The organism is Pedobacter sp. ok626 (assembly GCF_900100435.1).
Taxonomy (GTDB): Bacteria; Bacteroidota; Bacteroidia; order Sphingobacteriales; family Sphingobacteriaceae; genus Pedobacter.
This window is the reverse complement of sequence record NZ_FNEX01000012.1, coordinates 1-16,162: the sequence shown is the minus strand read 5'-3', so window position 1 is coordinate 16,162 and position 16,162 is coordinate 1. Positions and strand designations below refer to the sequence as shown.

Below are 16,162 nucleotides of genomic sequence, written 5' to 3'. Positions count from 1 at the left end.
ACTTGTCAAATGGAATACACCGATGCGCTTAAATTATTTATGATTTTACTTGGCTGCAAACCAGAGGGGAGGCATACAGAGCAGCATGATGTATTTTTTGCCATAGGAAATTCCCTAAGCGATTTGAAGACTGATATTACGGATTTTTGGCCAGAAGCAAATGGAAAAATCCATATTGATGCCTGGCGGGAAGTAACAACGGTGGGTGGCTATAGTTTGAAAGTGGTACCTATGGCCAATATAGTGGAGTTCAACATGAATAAACTATTTTTTATCAATCTTGGGGGATATAAACCGGGAGAATTTGATGAGCTCCATTATAAGATGCTCTTGATTACTGACACCATAGCGGAAGCCACCAGATTGGCCAAAGAGACTACTTTTTATAGGCATACAGGATTTGAGAGTGCTGTTTCTCATATCGATGATAAGTATGGAGTCGATGTTGATGATGCATTTGAAATCGCTGACGTTCTTCCAGAGCATGTGAAAAGAAGGTTCCACATACAAATAGAACCTACAACTTTCCCCTTTGAAGATGAATTACACCTTGGTTATCTACCACTAAGTAAAGTCTGAATTTCCCTCCTTTTTGTTTAGTATACAGTTGTTTATCTAAAATTGTCATATCTTTGACCCGATGAGCAAAATTTGTTTCCTATTGATTTGCCTTTTTATCTCTAATGAGGCTATGTCCCAAACAAGTCCTTTTTTGTCGCAACAACCGCCATCAGTAAATGGGGCCGTGAATATTGTTGCTTCTAATCTGGAAGAAAATAATGGGGATACCTATTTTGCCGACGCAGAGAAGAAAGAGCGTCATGGCGATTTAAATGAAGCGATTACCCTATTTGGTAAGGCCGCATTTGAATACAATAGTTCTAAGAAGTTTAGCCAATACGGGTCAGCATTATTAAGATTAGCGAATGCTCATTATTTAATGGCGCATTATGCTGAAGCTGAACAGGTGACACTTAATGTCGCTTTAAAAAATTACTCCAAAATTGGCAGTAAGACAGGACAGATGGAATCGTATAATCAGTTGGGTAAAATATACCTGGCAGCAGATAAGTTAACGCAATCCTTATGGTTCTATACGCAACAAGGGATACTTGCTAAACAAGTAGGCGATAACAATGCATATATAGATTCGGTTTTGGGTCTTGCACAGGTAAAAACGAAGAAAAAAGAATACACGCTTGCCTTGAAAGACATAAATAGGGCCGAGCTTTTGGCGAAGTCTTCAAATCTAGCAAGATTTAAAAATCAAATTAGAGAAGCAAAGGCTCAGATCCCCGCTAAAGCTATGGCCAAGAAACAATTGGTGAAACAATAAATTATAAAACAAATCGTTTTTTTTGTATCATTGTCATTATAGTAATTTGACTACTTTTAGTATGTTTACAGAAAAGAGACAGTAATAATACTGTCTCTTTTCTTTTTTTTTCTAAAATTGGTATCATATTAGTACTAAATACAAAAATGGATTTTAAAATCGTAAAAGAGATGTTAAAAAAGATATTACTGGTAACCTTTACTGCCGCAGTTCTTGCATGTCACGCGGCTCCACAACCCCAACAATTGGTTCCGGGAGTCAGCAATATTATGCCCGATGAGAAGCAGGCCTTGGTATGTAAGGAGATAGTTGCGCTGATTGAAAATTACAATTACAAGAAAATAAAAGTAAACGATTCGATCTCTTCACTGGTATTGGATAAATACATTAAGGAGCTTGATCCCTATAAATATTATTTCCAGGCATCAGATATTAAGGAGTTTGAGAAATTCAGATTTTCATTAGATGATGATTTCCGTAACGGAGACTTGAACGCTCCATTTTATATATTTAATGTTTATTTAAAGCGATATAACGAATTTATCAACTTTGCTTTCACTGAAATTAAAGCAAAGCAGAATTTTAATGCGAATGAGACCTATGTGTTTGATCGTGAAAAAATGCCTTGGGCAAAATCAAAGACTGAGTTGGACGATATCTGGAGAAAAAGGATTAAATACGAATTGGTTAATTTAAAGATTGCCGGAACTGCTGAGGCTAAGAATCAAGAAACACTTACAAAACGTTATCAAGCGTTGAAGTCGCAAGCTTCAAAACTAAATAATCAGGATGTGTTTCAGACTGTGATGGATGCGTTTACCGAAACGATTGATCCACATACAAACTACTTCAACCCGACCAATGCTCAGCAATTCAATGAAGACATGGCTAGGTCTTTTGAAGGTATCGGTGCAAGATTACAATTAGAAAACGAAGTGCTGAAGATTTCAGAGGTAGTTCCAGGCGGACCTGCATTTAAAAGCAAGCTATTAAGTGCTGGCGATAGGATTATCGGAGTAGCGCAAGGTGATGGTGAATTTGAAGATATTATTGGCTGGAGAATTGAGAATTCTGTTGCGAAAATAAAAGGTCCTAAAGGTACAAAGGTTCGTTTGAAGATCATTCCAGTAGGTAAAGAAATGTCTTCTAAGCCAGTTATTATAGAATTGGTGAGAGAGAAAATCGTAATGGAAGACCAATCTGCTAAAAAGAAAGTACAGACTATACAATCTAATGGCAAACCATACAAAATCGGTGTCATTACTGTCCCTGCTTTTTATGCTGATTTTAAAGCGGCAAATGCAGGGGACCCTAATTATAAAAGTACAACACGTGACGTAAGGCTATTGATTGACACCTTGAAAAGACTAGATAAGGTTGATGCAATTGTAATGGATTTAAGAGCAAATGGTGGCGGTTCTTTGGTGGAAGCTATCGATCTTACTGGTTTGTTTATCAATAAAGGGCCCGTTGTGCAGGTTAAGGACCTTAAAAACGATGTAGAAGTAAGTGAGGATACCAATCCTGGTGTAGTATGGGATGGTCCATTAGGGGTTATGGTAGATAGATTGAGTGCTTCTGCGTCTGAGATCTTTGCTGGTGCAATTCAGGATTATGGAAGAGGAATTATCATGGGGACACAAACCTACGGTAAGGGAACTGTGCAGTCTTCAATCGATATGAATAAATTGGTTAATCCGTCTATTTTACAGAAGCTAGCGGCTTTGGTAAATAAAAATGGAATGATACTAAAAGGAGCTAAGGATGACGTTAAGCTTGGGCAAATCAACCTTACAATGGCTAAGTTTTATCGCGTAACCGGTAGCAGTACACAACATAAAGGAGTAATGCCTGATATTCAATTCCCATCGTTATATCCAATGGATAAAATCGGAGAGGATACAGAACCTTCGGCCTTACCTTGGGATGAAGTTAAAAGGTCTGATTTTGCCCCTGTTGGCGATCTAACACCGTTTAAATCAGAACTTGTGAAGCTGCATGACCAACGTATGGAGAAATCACCTGATTATAAGATTATGGTGCAAGATATTGCTGAATCTAAAAAGCGTGAGTCTGAGGTTTCAGTGCCTTTAAATGAAGGTAAATTGAAAATAGAAAGAGACAGTCTTGAAGCGAAGAACCTGTCCAGGTTAAACGCTTTAAGAGCATCAAGAGGTTTGGCCCCTGTTAAAAAAGGAGACAAGATAAAGAAAGAAGATAATTTTGATTTTATTCAGAATGAGAGCTTAAAGATTATGGCCGACTTTATGGAACTGACAAATCCTAAGGGAAAACAACTTGTTAAAACTACGGCAGAGTTTAAATAAAGATCATTCAACTATATACAAAAAGGGCATCATATACATGATGCCCTTTTTGTATATAAGCAAGTGTTTATTTTTTGCTGTCTGTATTTTTTTGAATTTGCATGGCCATCATTTCTTTCATGGTGCGGTTCATCCCTTCAGTTGAGCCATCCAGGAAGATTACATTGCCTTCGCTATTCTCTGCAAATTGTTTAATTGACTCTGTCCACATGGTGAAAAGGATTACCGATATATCCAGATTAGCTTCTTCCATTTCCATGGCAGCTTTAGTCATACCATGTGCAACCTCAGCTCTAAATAAGGCAATACCCTGTCCACGAAGCTGTGCAGCTTCACGCTCAGCAGCGGCAGCAATTTTAATGGCATTACCATCCGCTTCAGCTCCTTTAGTCTTAGTAATTAATAAAGCCTGACCTTCATTTTCTGCAGCTGCTTTTAAGTTATTAGAAGCCACAACACGACTCATCGAGCGCATGATCTCCTCGTCAAAAGTAATGTCGTTAAGTTGTAAATCCTGCAAATGATAACCCCAACTTTCCAATACCTGGTCAATTTGATGTTTAACATGGTCTACAATTTCATTACGCTGTGCAAGTACATTGGCTTGCTTCTGTGTGGCCACATAAGCCCTGATCGACCCTTCGATGGTACGAATTAGCGCCTGCATTAAGTTCGTTGAATCTACGAACTTAAAAGCTACGTTTTTAATAGTTTCTTCATCGTGGTTGATTACAGAATAAAGGAGCATTGCCTTAAAGTATACATTTGCCTGATCTTGAGTAACCGCTTGAAAAGATAACTCTACTGACCGGTTCTGTATCGAGATTCGGGAGTGAATGGTTTCGATTAGAGGTATTTTTAGGCTAAGTCCTGGGCTTAAAAGCCGTCTATACTTGCCAAAAATTGTAACTACAGCAATTGTGCCTTGTTTAACGGTAACGAATGAGCTGATTAAAATGACTATCAGAACAAAAAGAATGATGTACGTTGTATACATAATGGGGTTTTATAGGTTACGAATATGACGATATCAAGATACTAAAATTTTTGTCTCATTTGAAGATTTAATGATCTTATTGTTGAATTCGCCATAAAGGCATGGATATTGTAATACGATTTGTACTAAATCTAATCATCATGAATGTTAAACGTATTTTTGGCACTGTACTAACCGTATTAGGTGTAATAGGACTTATTTATGCCGGATATGGCTTTGTGAAGCACAGCATTCAAAGCCGCGAACTGGTTGTTGCTGGTATTATTGGATTGATATTTTTTGTATCAGGTATCGGTTTGGTTAAAAATACAAAGGACGAGTCTTAGTTTCTAAACTGAATTCGTCCTGATGAGGAGAAATCTAAATTGTGTCCAGGGAAGTCCGTGTCAGTTAGTAATTTAATTTTTTTGAAAGCTCCGTCCTGAGCATCTACGGTTAGACGATTGATCTTGTCCTGTTTTACAGAAACGATATCCGCAAATAAGAAATCTCCTTTGGTGTTTATTTTGAGTCGTAATAGGGGCGCAATTCCATTCGGACCTTTAAGGCTAAACATCCCATAGGTGCAAAAATTTCCCAGACTATAAGCGATAAACTTGTTTTTGTAGACTTCTACAGCGCGGGTTACGTGTGGGCCGTGACCTAAAACTACATCGGCACCAGCATCAATTACAGCATGAGCAAATGCGTATACATTGCCGCGGTTTTCGTTGTAAAATATTTCCGTTTTCTTGGTTACATGTTCAAATTTGGCACCTTCTGCACCTCCATGAAAGGAAACGATTACAATGTCGGTTTCTGCTTTTAAACGTTTAACCAATTGTGTTGCGCTGTCCACTTTATTTATCGATACCGTATTCTCATTGGGTGCAAAAGCGCAGAAAGCATACTTGATACTATCTTTTTCAAAAACACTGAAAGGATGGGACATCAGGCCAGCATAATTGATGTTTAGTGAATCTAAAATGGCCGCGGTTCTTGTTCTTCCTTTTAAGCCAAAATCGCCCACATGATTGTTGGCTACACTGAGTAAGTTAAATCCGGCTTTTTTGATGATCCCAGCATAGCGTTCGGGCATTCTAAATGCAAAGCAGCTGTTTCCAATTGTGTCTTTGCACTTTGTAGATTTTCCATTGTTCAAAAAACAACCTTCTAAGTTGCCAAAAATAATGTCGCCAGTCAAAAAGGATTCGACTGTTTTAAAGCTGTTTACTCCATCATCTGGAGGTAGATTGGATTTACTTGGGTAAGCGGAGCCGATCATGATGTCGCCAACAGCTACAATGGAGATTGTATCCTTTTTTATCACCTTAAGCGTATCCTGGATAGGTAAATGTTTAGGAACACTTGCGGTATTGCTTTGGCAGCTTGACATAGCAAGTAGGATGGTGGCGGATAAAAAGCTTATGGTAGAAAATTTCATCTTTATCTGGGTATAAAAAAAGTCCTTCTAAATATTTAGAAGGACCAGTATTGTTAAAGGTTAAGAGGATCTATTCTTGAATAAGATCTTCCTTTACGCCATCTAGTATACGGCCACCTTTATAAAAATATCTTGAGTAATAAGGTTCGTTTAAATTGCTGATCACTACACCGCGACTTGACGAAGCATGCGCGAAGCGATTGTCTCCAAGGTAAATCCCGATATGCGTAATACTGCGACTTTTTATTTTGAAAAATACCAAATCTCCTTCTTTCAGTTCATCTTTAGGCAATGGGTCAACCATGCTAAAAATATCACGTGAGTTTCTTAAGATGGTAGTGTTGAAAACTTTATCATAAATTGCTTTGGTGAAGGCCGAGCAATCAATTCCTTTTTGTGTATTTCCTCCAAATCTGTAAGGAGTACCAATCCATTCGTAAATGAATTTGTAGAGTTTTACGTTTGAAGTTGCATCTACTGCAACACCCATAACTTGTGAAAAATATTGTGAAGCTAAATTATCTGGGTCAGCTAATTTATTTGTTTCTTTTGTTTTCGTTTGTGCGTTGATAGCCGTAAGACTGCACATACAAATCAGGGAGGACAACAAAAACTTTTTTATCATGTTATACTGTTAAGTTTGGGTATTAATCACTTACACTTAAACGTACACCACTATGGGCTTATTGTTTGGATGGCAAACATATACATTTTACAAATGTTATCCAAATACGGGCAAGTTTATATTGAAAGTTATTAACATTTTAACAAAGTCGGCCAATTTTTTTCCACCATATAAGTTTCTGTCAGTCGCGTTTTGAGTGCAACTTATGATTGCGTTCTGAATGTTCTGTTTGCTTTTAATTTGTTAACTTGGCCATATGTGTTAATATTGACCTCATTAGAAGCGTTACTGGTCAACTTAATTTATGTAATCATTATAGGCATTTTACATCAATTGCTTCGATTTATTGCAATAAAAAAGTAGATTTGCTCTCGTAAAAAAATCAACACCCCAAAAATGAGTGCAGTAGAAATAAATAAAGATACCTATCTGAAGTGGTTTGAGTCGATGTTGCTGATGCGCAAGTTCGAAGAGAAAACCGGTCAACTTTACGGACAACAAAAAATCCGTGGATTTTGTCATTTATATATCGGTCAGGAAGCGGTTGTAGCGGGAGCAATTTCTGCTATGCAGAAAGGAGACTCCATGATTACTACTTATCGTGATCATGCTCATGCACTGGCTTTGGGTGTAAGTGCAGATAGCATTATGGCAGAAATGTACGGTAAAGCTACTGGCTGTTCAAAAGGAAAAGGTGGTTCAATGCACATGTTCAGTAAAGAATTTCATTTCTATGGTGGACACGGAATTGTAGGTGGACAAATTCCATTGGGAGCGGGTATTGCATTTGCTGAAAAATATAAAGGTACCAACAATGTAAACATTTGTTACATGGGTGATGGTGCCGTTCGTCAGGGTGCTTTAAACGAGGCATTCAATATGGCTATGCTTTGGAAACTTCCTGTAGTGTTTGTTTGTGAAAACAATTTTTACGCAATGGGTACTTCTGTTGAGCGTACTACAAACATGACTGACATTTACAAAATAGGTTTGGGCTTTGATATGCCATGTGCTCCGGTTGACGGCATGGATCCGGTTGCAGTTCATAATGCAATGGACGAAGCTATCCAACGTGCAAGAGCTGGTGAAGGTCCAACCTTCCTGGAAATGAGAACATACAGATACCGTGGACACTCGATGTCAGATCCAGCTAAATATCGTACTAAAGATGAATTAGAAGAATATAAAGCTAAAGATCCAATTGAGTCTGTGAGAGAAGTTGTTTTGAAAGAGAAATATGCTGATCAGGCTTGGATTGAAGAAGTTGAAGGTAAGATAAAACAGATTGTTGATGATGCTGTGAAATTTGCAGAAGAATCTCCTTTCCCTGATGCATCAGAGTTATTTAAGGATGTTTATGTGCAACAGGATTATCCTTACGTAAAAGATTAATTAAGAACGCATTTCAATAGATATTATAGAATGGCTGAAATAGTTAGAATGCCCAAAATGAGCGACACCATGACTGAAGGTGTAATGGCTAAATGGCATAAAAAAGTTGGCGATAAAGTTAAAAGCGGTGATGTAATGGCCGAAGTGGAAACCGATAAGGCGACCATGGATTTAGAATCATATTGGGATGGTACCGTTTTATACATTGGTGTAGAAGAAGGTAAAGCTGTTCCAGTTGATGCTGTTATTGCTGTAATCGGTAAAGAAGGCGAAGATTATAAAGCAGCCCTTGATGCAGAAAGCACTGTAAGTGCAGCTCCAGCTGCTGAAACTAAACCTGCTGAAGAAGCGAAAGCAGAAAGTACTCCTGCAGCGGCTACAGGTTTAACTGAAGCAGATATAGAGAAAATGGGTGTTACTGTAGTTAGAATGCCTTTGTTAAGCGATACCATGACTGAAGGCGTAATTGCTGAATGGCATAAAAAAGTTGGTGATAAAGTTAAAGATGATGATATCCTTGCTGATGTAGAAACCGATAAGGCTACTATGGAAGTGATGGGTTATGCAGAAGGAACTTTATTGCATATTGGTGTTGAAAAAGGTCAGGCAGCTAAAGTAAATGGCATTATTGCTATTGTTGGCCCTGCTGGAACTGACATCAGTGGAATTCTTAGTCAAGGTGATGCACCAGCAAAACCTGCTGCTGATAAAAAATCTGATGCTCCAGTAGCAGAGAAAGCAGCTGCAGAAGAAGAAGCTCCGGCTTCATCTGCTAGCACTGATCGCGTAAAAGCATCTCCATTAGCAAAAAGAATTGCAAAAGATAAAGGGATTGATCTTGCACAAGTTGCAGGTAGTGCAGATGGTGGACGTATCATTAAGAAAGATATTGAAAACTTTAAATCTGCTCCAGTATCGGCAAAAACAGAGTCTTCATCAGCTCCGGCTACAGAGAAAGCTGCGCCAGTTATTCCTCAATATGTTGGTGAAGAAAGATATACTGAGAAGCCAGTATCGCAAATGCGTAAGGCGATTGCTAAAAGTTTAGGCGAGAGCTTGTTTACAGCTCCACATTTCTACTTAAACATAAGTATTGATATGGACAATGCGATGGCTGCACGTACTGCTATTAATGCAGTAGCTCCTGTTAAGGTTTCATTCAACGATATTATAATTAAAGCTGTTGCTATTGCGTTAAAACAACATCCTGCGGTTAACTCTTCATGGCGTGGTGATAAAATTCGCTTCAATGAGCATACAAACATCGGTGTAGCAATGGCTGTAGAAGACGGCTTATTGGTTCCTGTTGTTCGTTTTGCTGACGGTAAATCATTATCTCATATCTCTGCGGAGGTTAAAGCTTATGGACAGAAAGCGAAAGCTAAAAAATTACAGCCGTCAGATTGGGAAGGATCTACGTTTACAGTTTCTAATCTAGGTATGTTTGGTATTGATGAGTTTACATCAATCATCAACTCTCCTGATGGGGCAATTTTATCTGTAGGTGCGATACAACAGATTCCTGTAGTTAAAAACGGAGCAGTTGTACCGGGTAATGTTATGAAACTAAGCTTAGGCTGCGATCACCGTGTGGTTGATGGTGCTACAGGCGCTGCTTTCTTACAAACACTTAAAGGATTTTTGGAACAACCAATCACATTATTGGTTTAACTTTCAAATCATAAAAATACGAAAGGTTGTCTGTGTAAAAGCAGACAACCTTTTTTTATGCCTGTTAGTTTTGTACTTTTGCGCTCATGTCGAATATCAAACCCTCTTTAGCAAAAGGAACCAGAGATTTTTCTCCTCAGGAAATGGTGAAACGTAATTTTATTTTTGATACCGTTAAAACGGTTTTCAAGAAGTATGGTTACGCCGAAATACAAACGCCTTCAATGGAGAACCTTTCTACTTTAACAGGTAAGTACGGCGATGAGGGGGATAAGCTGATATTCAAAATATTAAATAGTGGTGATTACCTTTCTAAAGTAAAACCTGAATTATTGGCGCAAGCCAATTCAAACGCAATGATTTCATCCATTAGTGAGAAAGCTTTAAGGTACGATTTAACCGTGCCCTTTGCCCGTTACGTTGTGATGCACCAGAATGATATTTCATTGCCTTTTAAACGTTTCCAGGTACAGCCAGTATGGCGTGCTGATAGACCACAAAAGGGGCGTTACAGAGAATTTTATCAGTGTGATGTGGATGTAGTAGGTTCTGATAGTTTATTGAACGAGGCGGAGTTTATTCTGATCTATCAGGAAGCACTGAGTAATCTGGGATTAAAAGACTTTACCATAAAAATCAATAATCGTAAAATATTATCTGGGATAGCCGAAGTTATTGGTAAACCTGAATTGATTATTGATATGACCGTTGCTATTGATAAGCTGGATAAAATCGGTTTGGATGGGGTAACCAAAGAGTTGATTGAGCGTGGCTTTACTGAAGCTGATATTGAAAAATTAAAACCTGTTATCTTATTGGAAGGCTCTAATGAGCAGAAAATGGAGAGCTTGAGATCGGTTCTGGCAAGTTCCGAAACTGGTCTAACCGGGATAAAGGAAATAGAGGCAGTATTTGATTATGTAAATGAAATGCTGAAAGCGGATTCATCATTAAGGCCTAATGTGGAGCTTGACATTACACTTGCACGCGGCTTAAACTATTACACCGGTTGTATTTTTGAAGTTAAAACCAATGAAGTAGCTATGGGCAGCATAGGTGGTGGCGGAAGGTATGACGATCTAACCGGGATGTTTGGTTTAAAAGGTTTGACTGGAGTTGGTGTTTCCTTTGGCGCCGACAGGATTTATGATGTATTACAGGAACTAAACCTCTTTCCTGAATCTGCTGCTATTGGCACAAAGGTATTGATTAGTAATTTTGATCAGGAGGCCGAAAGATACGCGCTGCCGATCTTACAGCGCTTACGGACGGAGAATGTAGCCGCAGAACTTTATCCTGCCTCAGCGAAGCTTAAAAAGCAAATGAGCTACGCAGATGATAAGCGCATTCCATATGTGGTTCTGATTGGAAGCGACGAAATGCAAACAGGTTTATTAACCTTAAAGGATATGCAAAGTGGACAGCAGCAAAAACTAACTGTTGAAGCTATAATTGAACTATTGAAAAATTAACTGGCGGCAGAGGCCATAAAAGCATCGAGATTTTTTCTGGCCTTTGTCTTGATTTTATTTTTGATAAAGCTTGTCCAGCCTAACAGCAGGCCTGTAGAACCAAGAGACTGCTTTGCCCAATCGTAAAAGCTAAAGCGGTCTGTATGTTTAATGATTTTATTATTCTCAATGATAAATGAGGCTTTAATGCGATTGTGCACCTTGTTTCCTGTAGCCGAAAAGGTATACCAGGCATCCCATTCAGCATGAGTACCTGTTTCATCTTCGATGACGTTTTTGAATTCAATTCGCATGTCTTTGCCACTTTTAAGTAGCATGGCCCACATCGATCTGACTTCCGCAGCATTTAAGTTTGTGAATACAGGATCGCTAAATGTTGCATCAGCAGCATAACAATCTTGCATAGCCTGGGCATCTTTGCGCTGAAAACTGCTGTAAAAATGATGGATCAGTTGTTCGTTACTAGTCATATCTAAATCTTTCTATCTAATCTACGAATTACCCGAATGATTTAGTATGTTTTTCCCGCAAGTATTCCTTCAATCCTATCAAGCAGATCATCAATGTCAAAAGGTTTTGGTAAAAAGCCATTTGGCTTATACTCTCCGTGCTGTATATTCTGGGCTGTGTATTTTGCAGAGATCATTAAGACAGGCAAGTTTTCTGTAATTTGATTTGTTCTAAGCTGTTTTAATAAGTCTCTTCCATCTCCGTCAGGAAGCATGATGTCAAGGATAAGAAGGTCAGGTTTATTCTGATCAATGTGCGTCATCATATCCGCACTTTTGCTTAATCCGGTGACTTTATAAGACTCGCTTTGCAAAATTAAAGTGATCACATCAAGAATAGCGTTATTGTCCTCAATTACAAGGATATTCTTAAATGTAACAGCTTTTTTTTTCAAAATCGGGGTAATTTATGAGATACAAATATATTAAGTAGAGTGCCTTGTTTAGCTATTATTTATTTTTTAAACAATAATCTTTATGGCTAATTAGCCTGACTGAAGTAAAATAATTGTCAATAATAAAAAATATGTGTGTTTTGATGAAACCTTTTGCGATTAATATAGTCTTATATATAGTTTTTAGTTTTAGGTTAAAAAGGGGAGCAATTGTGGCGATTGTTCCTCTTTTTTGTTTGTACAATTCTTGTCATAGATTGGCAATGATTATAAATCATTGAGTAGAATTTGTTAGTTTTGACACGAATTGGAGAGAAGACACTTACATATCCATCGGATATTATCGGTTGTGTTGTTATGGGTATTTGCCATAGCACTTACTCCCATTGCTGCCTTTCACAATCATCATCACGATGAGCCAAAATGTTCAGTGCATGAAAAAACATGTACCCATAAATTGCATATTGGCAATCAAACAGAGCATTGTTTAGTCTGTGAAGCCCATTTCGAAAAAAATTACATTACTGCTAAACATCAATTTCAGGTTTACCTGGTTTGGAAACCAGCATCCAAATCTTACCACACTATAAGTGGATCATACACAGAATTAATTGACCTGGCGCTTCGGGGTCCTCCTGCAGTCTAATCGCCAATTTGCAGGTAGCATACCTGTTTTCCTTAATTATTATTTTGATGGATCGGCATGATTTTCCATGCTGGTGCAGTCGTTTAAACAATTTATTCCGATGAAAAGAGTACATCTTTTACTAGTTATAGCGTTATATCTATTTTTCCCGGTATCGAGTTTCGCTACCGAAGTTGCCCAATTTAGAGGCAAGGTTATTGACGCCAGTACACAGGCTCCACTGGCAGGTGCAACCATTTATATTACAGATTTAAAAGCCATCACAAGCACCAATGCTCAAGGAGAGTTCATTCTCAAAAATGTACCCGCAAAAGGAAAGTTTTTGCTTGAAGTTCGCTTTGTAGGCTACAAAACATATTCGACAGTTGTTGATTTGGGCAGCCAACATAACTTAGTGATCCCTTTATCACCATCCGTTATCGAGAGTGCTGAGGTTGTCATCACTGGCTCGCCTTTTAGTTCTAACAATAAAACCAATAGTTTATCGGTGGTTACGGTTGGTAAAACACAGTTAGCCCAATCAGGAGGGACAAACCTGGTTGATGCGATTGCTAAAATTCCGGGCGTATCCCAAGTAAGCACAGGCGGCGCCATTTCCAAGCCAATTGTCAGAGGCCTTGGTTATAACAGGGTTTTAACAATGGTTGATGGAGCGAGAGAAGAAGCGCAGCAATGGGGTGATGAGCACGGTATCCAGGTTGATCAGTTCTCGGCAGCCAGGATCGAAATTTTAAAAGGTCCAGCAAGTTTATTGTACGGTTCTGACGCTTTGGGAGGTGTGATTAATGTGATCGACGATCTCGTGCCGGCTCCGGGTGTACATAATGGTGCATTTAGCTCTACTTACAGTACGAATAATGGACTAAGTGCCTCTTCTTTAATGTTACAAGGAAACAATGATGGCTTTGTTTACCGCGGTCGTGCATCCTATAAAAATGCATACGGCTTTGGGTATAAAGATACCACTGTGCCAAACTCGGGATTTAATGAGTTAGATTTTAACGGAATGTTGGGTTTAAATAAAAGTTGGGGCTACTCGCATCTAAGTTTTTCCCGTTTTCATACCAATATCGGCCTTGTCGAAAACGGGCCAGATGCTGAAGGTAAATTTCTGAATGAAGATGGAGATGTGATCAGCCAATCAGAAGCAAAGAAAAGGGAACTTGGTTTGCCATTTCAAAACCTAACACATTATAGAGCAGCCTTAAACAGTAATTTTATTCTCGGAAAAGGGCAATTGAAAACCGTATTTGCTTTCCAAAGTAACATCAGGAAAGAGTTTGAAGAAAGCGTACAGGAGCCAGGGTTAAACTTAAACCTAAAATCATATACTTACGATGTAAAGTACAACTTCCCTAATTTCGGCGAGTGGCAGCCTGCTGTTGGTGTGCAGGGTATGTACCAAAATAACGTAAATAGCGGGGAAGAATTTTTGATCCCCGACTACAACAGCAACAACATTGGGGCCTTTGTTTATTTGAAACGAAATTTCACAAAAGGGGCGATTAATGCAGGTGTACGTTACGATTACAAAAAGATGAATGGTAAAGATTTGAGCTTTAATGGCGAACAGATCTTTAATGGTTTTAACAACGAGTTCTCTAATGTATCAGGTTCATTGGGTTTTGCCTTCGAAGTTGCAAAAAATCTAGTGCTTAAAGGCAACGCAGGTTCGGGCTTCAGGGCACCGAACATTGCCGAACTTGGGGCTAATGGGCGACATGAAGGAACCTTTAGATACGAAATTGGGAACAGCAATCTTAAACAAGAAACCAGTCTGCAGTTCGATCTAGGACTTGAATATACAGCCGAGCAGGTAACCTTTGGCTTAAATGCCTATGCCAATCGGATCTTCAATTACATTTATCCAGGAAACTTTAATCAGGAAACCATTCCGTTTAATAACGAGGATGGAAGTGTAGAAACCTTGCCGGTTTATCGCTATGTGCAAACTAATGCTGATTTATATGGCGGAGAGGCTTCTGTTGATTTTCATGTGGTAAAATCCCTACATTTTGAAAACTCATTCACTTACACCAAAGGTGTTAACAGGGCAAATGATCAGGCTTTACCATTCATTCCTGCTGCCAGCATTAGCAACGAAATACGTTTTGAACCAAATGTAAAAGGATTAACGGATAGTTACCTAAAAGTTGGTGTTACAAATACATTTAAACAAGCTCGTTTTGATAGTTTTGAAACGCAAACCAACGGTTACACTCTGTTGGATGCCGGTTTTGGTACCAGTTTCAATACCGGTAAAGGTAAATTGAACGTTTGGGTAACCGGACAAAACCTTTTAAATAAGGAGTATTATAATCACCTGAGTAGATACAAACCGGTTGGTATTTATAACCCGGGCCGAAATGTTACATTTGGTATTAGTGTTCCTTTTCTATAGTATCTAGTATCAATAATGTAAAAGGGAGATGGTGCGAGCACCATCTCCCTTTTTTTATGTGCGCCCGGCACGGGCGCAAACTCTAGGGTGGAAGTCCCGAACGCACCTTGATAGTGGGAAGCGTTAACTTAAGGCAAGGGTGTCCTCCGCGAGGAGGAATCTGAAGGAAGCCGGCGGTAAATCTCTGGCCTGACGAACAGGAAGCGAATTAGGCAGTTGGATGTGGGTGAGTTTGCATAACAAAACAAAGCCCTAAACTATCCGAAACATCCTGCTGTACATTCGACAGGTATATGGAGAGAAAGTTTGCGTTCTTACCCGGGGAGGTCTGCCGAGTAGTTGCCGGAGGGGGATGCGCCTCCCGAAGGAACAAGGTTATGTAGTGATACATAACTGCCACCGCAGAAGTCAGCAGAGGCCATAGTACTTTTTTTTTTTTTAGAAGGAAGGGCTGAACATTAAATGTCCGAGTAGTACTACCGGAAATGGGACTATCGTAAAGAAAGCAGAAAACTCCGAATGGAGAGCTGCTCTGTAAGGAATATGCTGGAAGCAGAAAGGTAGCAGGGAGCGCTGAGCGATATCTTGAAAGAAAGCAGGAAACAAGGAAACAGAGAAAAAAAAAATGCAATTCGACATGTTACTCGAAGAAATTATCAGTAAAAGCAATCTGTATCCGGCTTATGATCGGGTTGTAGGGAACAAAGGAGCTGCCGGAGTGGATAACATCGGTTTTTCAGACTTTTCTGAGCAAGTTAAAACTGAATGGCCATTGATCAAAAGTCAACTGGAGCATGGTGAGTACCGGCCTAAAGCAGTTAAGCGGGTCAAGATTCCTAAATCTAGTGGGGGAATCCGCCTGTTAGGTATTCCTACTTATATGGACAGGATGATTCAACAAGCGATCTCGCAAGTACTGGTTAAGCTATATGATTCCGACTTTTCAGAAAACAGCTATGGGTTCCGCG

14 protein-coding genes and 1 pseudogene are annotated in these 16,162 nt (G+C 39.1%); 9 read left to right on the top strand and 6 right to left on the bottom strand.

Going from position 1 to position 16,162, the window contains the following annotated elements; genetic code table 11:
• Positions 1-9 precede the first annotated feature (9 nt).
• The 3 genes from BLS35_RS16500 (at position 10) to BLS35_RS16490 (ending at position 3,663) form a co-directional block, all read left to right on the top strand.
• Complete coding sequence (locus BLS35_RS16500; protein ID WP_207909128.1) at positions 10-579, top strand: DUF1543 domain-containing protein; 570 nt, start codon at positions 10-12, stop codon at positions 577-579.
• Between the two features lie 133 nt (positions 580-712).
• Complete coding sequence (locus BLS35_RS16495; protein WP_254778936.1) at positions 713-1,336, top strand: hypothetical protein; 624 nt, start codon at positions 713-715, stop codon at positions 1,334-1,336.
• Between the two features lie 146 nt (positions 1,337-1,482).
• The gene (locus BLS35_RS16490) at positions 1,483-3,663 is read left to right on the top strand and encodes a carboxy terminal-processing peptidase (RefSeq protein WP_090783059.1); all 2,181 of its coding nucleotides are present in this window, start codon (positions 1,483-1,485) and stop codon (positions 3,661-3,663) included.
• Between the two features lie 67 nt (positions 3,664-3,730).
• Here the strand turns inward: BLS35_RS16490 and BLS35_RS16485 are convergent, their stop codons facing one another.
• The gene (locus BLS35_RS16485) at positions 3,731-4,660 is read right to left on the bottom strand and encodes an SPFH domain-containing protein (protein ID WP_090783057.1); all 930 of its coding nucleotides are present in this window, start codon (positions 4,658-4,660) and stop codon (positions 3,731-3,733) included.
• Between the two features lie 140 nt (positions 4,661-4,800).
• On the opposite strand from BLS35_RS16485, the gene BLS35_RS16480 reads away from it, so the two are divergent.
• Entirely contained in the window at positions 4,801-4,986 is a 186-nt protein-coding gene (locus BLS35_RS16480) for a hypothetical protein (RefSeq protein ID WP_090783055.1), read from the top strand.
• Here BLS35_RS16480 and BLS35_RS16475 read toward each other — a convergent pair.
• Both BLS35_RS16475 and BLS35_RS16470 read right to left on the bottom strand, forming a co-directional pair.
• Positions 4,983-6,083 carry a CapA family protein gene (locus BLS35_RS16475; RefSeq protein ID WP_090783053.1) on the bottom strand — a complete coding sequence of 367 codons (1,101 nt, stop codon included), beginning with the start codon at positions 6,081-6,083 and terminating at the stop codon, positions 4,983-4,985. The two genes, BLS35_RS16480 and BLS35_RS16475, sit on opposite strands and share 4 nt — an antisense overlap.
• A 70-nt stretch (positions 6,084-6,153) precedes the next feature.
• Positions 6,154-6,708: a C40 family peptidase gene (locus BLS35_RS16470; RefSeq protein ID WP_090783051.1), complete on the bottom strand. Its 555-nt coding sequence runs from the start codon at positions 6,706-6,708 to the stop codon at positions 6,154-6,156.
• A gap of 396 nt (positions 6,709-7,104) precedes the next feature.
• Between BLS35_RS16470 and pdhA the strand changes: the two genes are divergently transcribed.
• From pdhA to hisS, 3 genes are all read left to right on the top strand, one after another.
• Positions 7,105-8,100: a pyruvate dehydrogenase (acetyl-transferring) E1 component subunit alpha gene (gene pdhA, locus BLS35_RS16465; RefSeq protein ID WP_090783049.1), complete on the top strand. Its 996-nt coding sequence runs from the start codon at positions 7,105-7,107 to the stop codon at positions 8,098-8,100.
• 30 nt (positions 8,101-8,130) lie between these two features.
• Positions 8,131-9,771 (top strand): pyruvate dehydrogenase complex dihydrolipoamide acetyltransferase, encoded by a 1,641-nt coding sequence (locus BLS35_RS16460; protein ID WP_090783048.1) that lies wholly within the window; start codon positions 8,131-8,133, stop codon positions 9,769-9,771.
• Positions 9,772-9,857: 86 nt separating this feature from the next.
• Positions 9,858-11,243, top strand: a complete 1,386-nt coding sequence (gene hisS / locus BLS35_RS16455; protein ID WP_090783046.1) for a histidine--tRNA ligase — start codon at positions 9,858-9,860, stop codon at positions 11,241-11,243.
• Here hisS and BLS35_RS16450 read toward each other — a convergent pair.
• Both BLS35_RS16450 and BLS35_RS16445 read right to left on the bottom strand, forming a co-directional pair.
• Complete coding sequence (locus tag BLS35_RS16450) at positions 11,240-11,713, bottom strand: nuclear transport factor 2 family protein (protein ID WP_090783044.1); 474 nt, start codon at positions 11,711-11,713, stop codon at positions 11,240-11,242. The two genes, hisS and BLS35_RS16450, sit on opposite strands and share 4 nt — an antisense overlap.
• 41 nt (positions 11,714-11,754) lie before the next feature.
• Positions 11,755-12,147 carry a response regulator transcription factor gene (locus BLS35_RS16445; RefSeq protein ID WP_090783042.1) on the bottom strand — a complete coding sequence of 131 codons (393 nt, stop codon included), beginning with the start codon at positions 12,145-12,147 and terminating at the stop codon, positions 11,755-11,757.
• A gap of 746 nt (positions 12,148-12,893) precedes the next feature.
• Between BLS35_RS16445 and BLS35_RS16440 the strand changes: the two genes are divergently transcribed.
• Positions 12,894-15,194 (top strand): TonB-dependent receptor, encoded by a 2,301-nt coding sequence (locus BLS35_RS16440; RefSeq protein WP_090783424.1) that lies wholly within the window; start codon positions 12,894-12,896, stop codon positions 15,192-15,194.
• A gap of 208 nt (positions 15,195-15,402) precedes the next feature.
• On the opposite strand, the gene BLS35_RS27550 is transcribed toward BLS35_RS16440, so the two are convergent.
• The gene (locus tag BLS35_RS27550) at positions 15,403-15,585 is read right to left on the bottom strand and encodes a hypothetical protein (RefSeq protein ID WP_139205885.1); all 183 of its coding nucleotides are present in this window, start codon (positions 15,583-15,585) and stop codon (positions 15,403-15,405) included.
• 246 nt (positions 15,586-15,831) lie between these two features.
• Here BLS35_RS27550 and BLS35_RS16435 point away from each other — a divergent pair.
• A pseudogene (locus tag BLS35_RS16435) lies at positions 15,832-16,162 on the top strand (group II intron reverse transcriptase/maturase); the annotation flags it as partial.

Bases quoted from the DNA above. Each gene is read 5' to 3' on its own strand.
- BLS35_RS16500 (WP_207909128.1), top strand. From the start codon at position 10: ATGGAATACACCGATGCGCTTAAATTATTTATGATTTTACTTGGCTGC.
- BLS35_RS16490 (WP_090783059.1), top strand. From the start codon at position 1,483: ATGGATTTTAAAATCGTAAAAGAGATGTTAAAAAAGATATTACTGGTA.
- BLS35_RS16485 (WP_090783057.1), bottom strand. From the start codon at position 4,660: ATGTATACAACGTACATCATTCTTTTTGTTCTGATAGTCATTTTAATC.
- BLS35_RS16480 (WP_090783055.1), top strand. From the start codon at position 4,801: ATGAATGTTAAACGTATTTTTGGCACTGTACTAACCGTATTAGGTGTA.
- BLS35_RS16475 (WP_090783053.1), bottom strand. From the start codon at position 6,083: ATGAAATTTTCTACCATAAGCTTTTTATCCGCCACCATCCTACTTGCT.
- BLS35_RS16470 (WP_090783051.1), bottom strand. From the start codon at position 6,708: ATGATAAAAAAGTTTTTGTTGTCCTCCCTGATTTGTATGTGCAGTCTT.
- pdhA (WP_090783049.1), top strand. From the start codon at position 7,105: ATGAGTGCAGTAGAAATAAATAAAGATACCTATCTGAAGTGGTTTGAG.
- BLS35_RS16460 (WP_090783048.1), top strand. From the start codon at position 8,131: ATGGCTGAAATAGTTAGAATGCCCAAAATGAGCGACACCATGACTGAA.
- hisS (WP_090783046.1), top strand. From the start codon at position 9,858: ATGTCGAATATCAAACCCTCTTTAGCAAAAGGAACCAGAGATTTTTCT.
- BLS35_RS16450 (WP_090783044.1), bottom strand. From the start codon at position 11,713: ATGACTAGTAACGAACAACTGATCCATCATTTTTACAGCAGTTTTCAG.
- BLS35_RS16440 (WP_090783424.1), top strand. From the start codon at position 12,894: ATGAAAAGAGTACATCTTTTACTAGTTATAGCGTTATATCTATTTTTC.
- BLS35_RS27550 (WP_139205885.1), bottom strand. From the start codon at position 15,585: ATGTATCACTACATAACCTTGTTCCTTCGGGAGGCGCATCCCCCTCCG.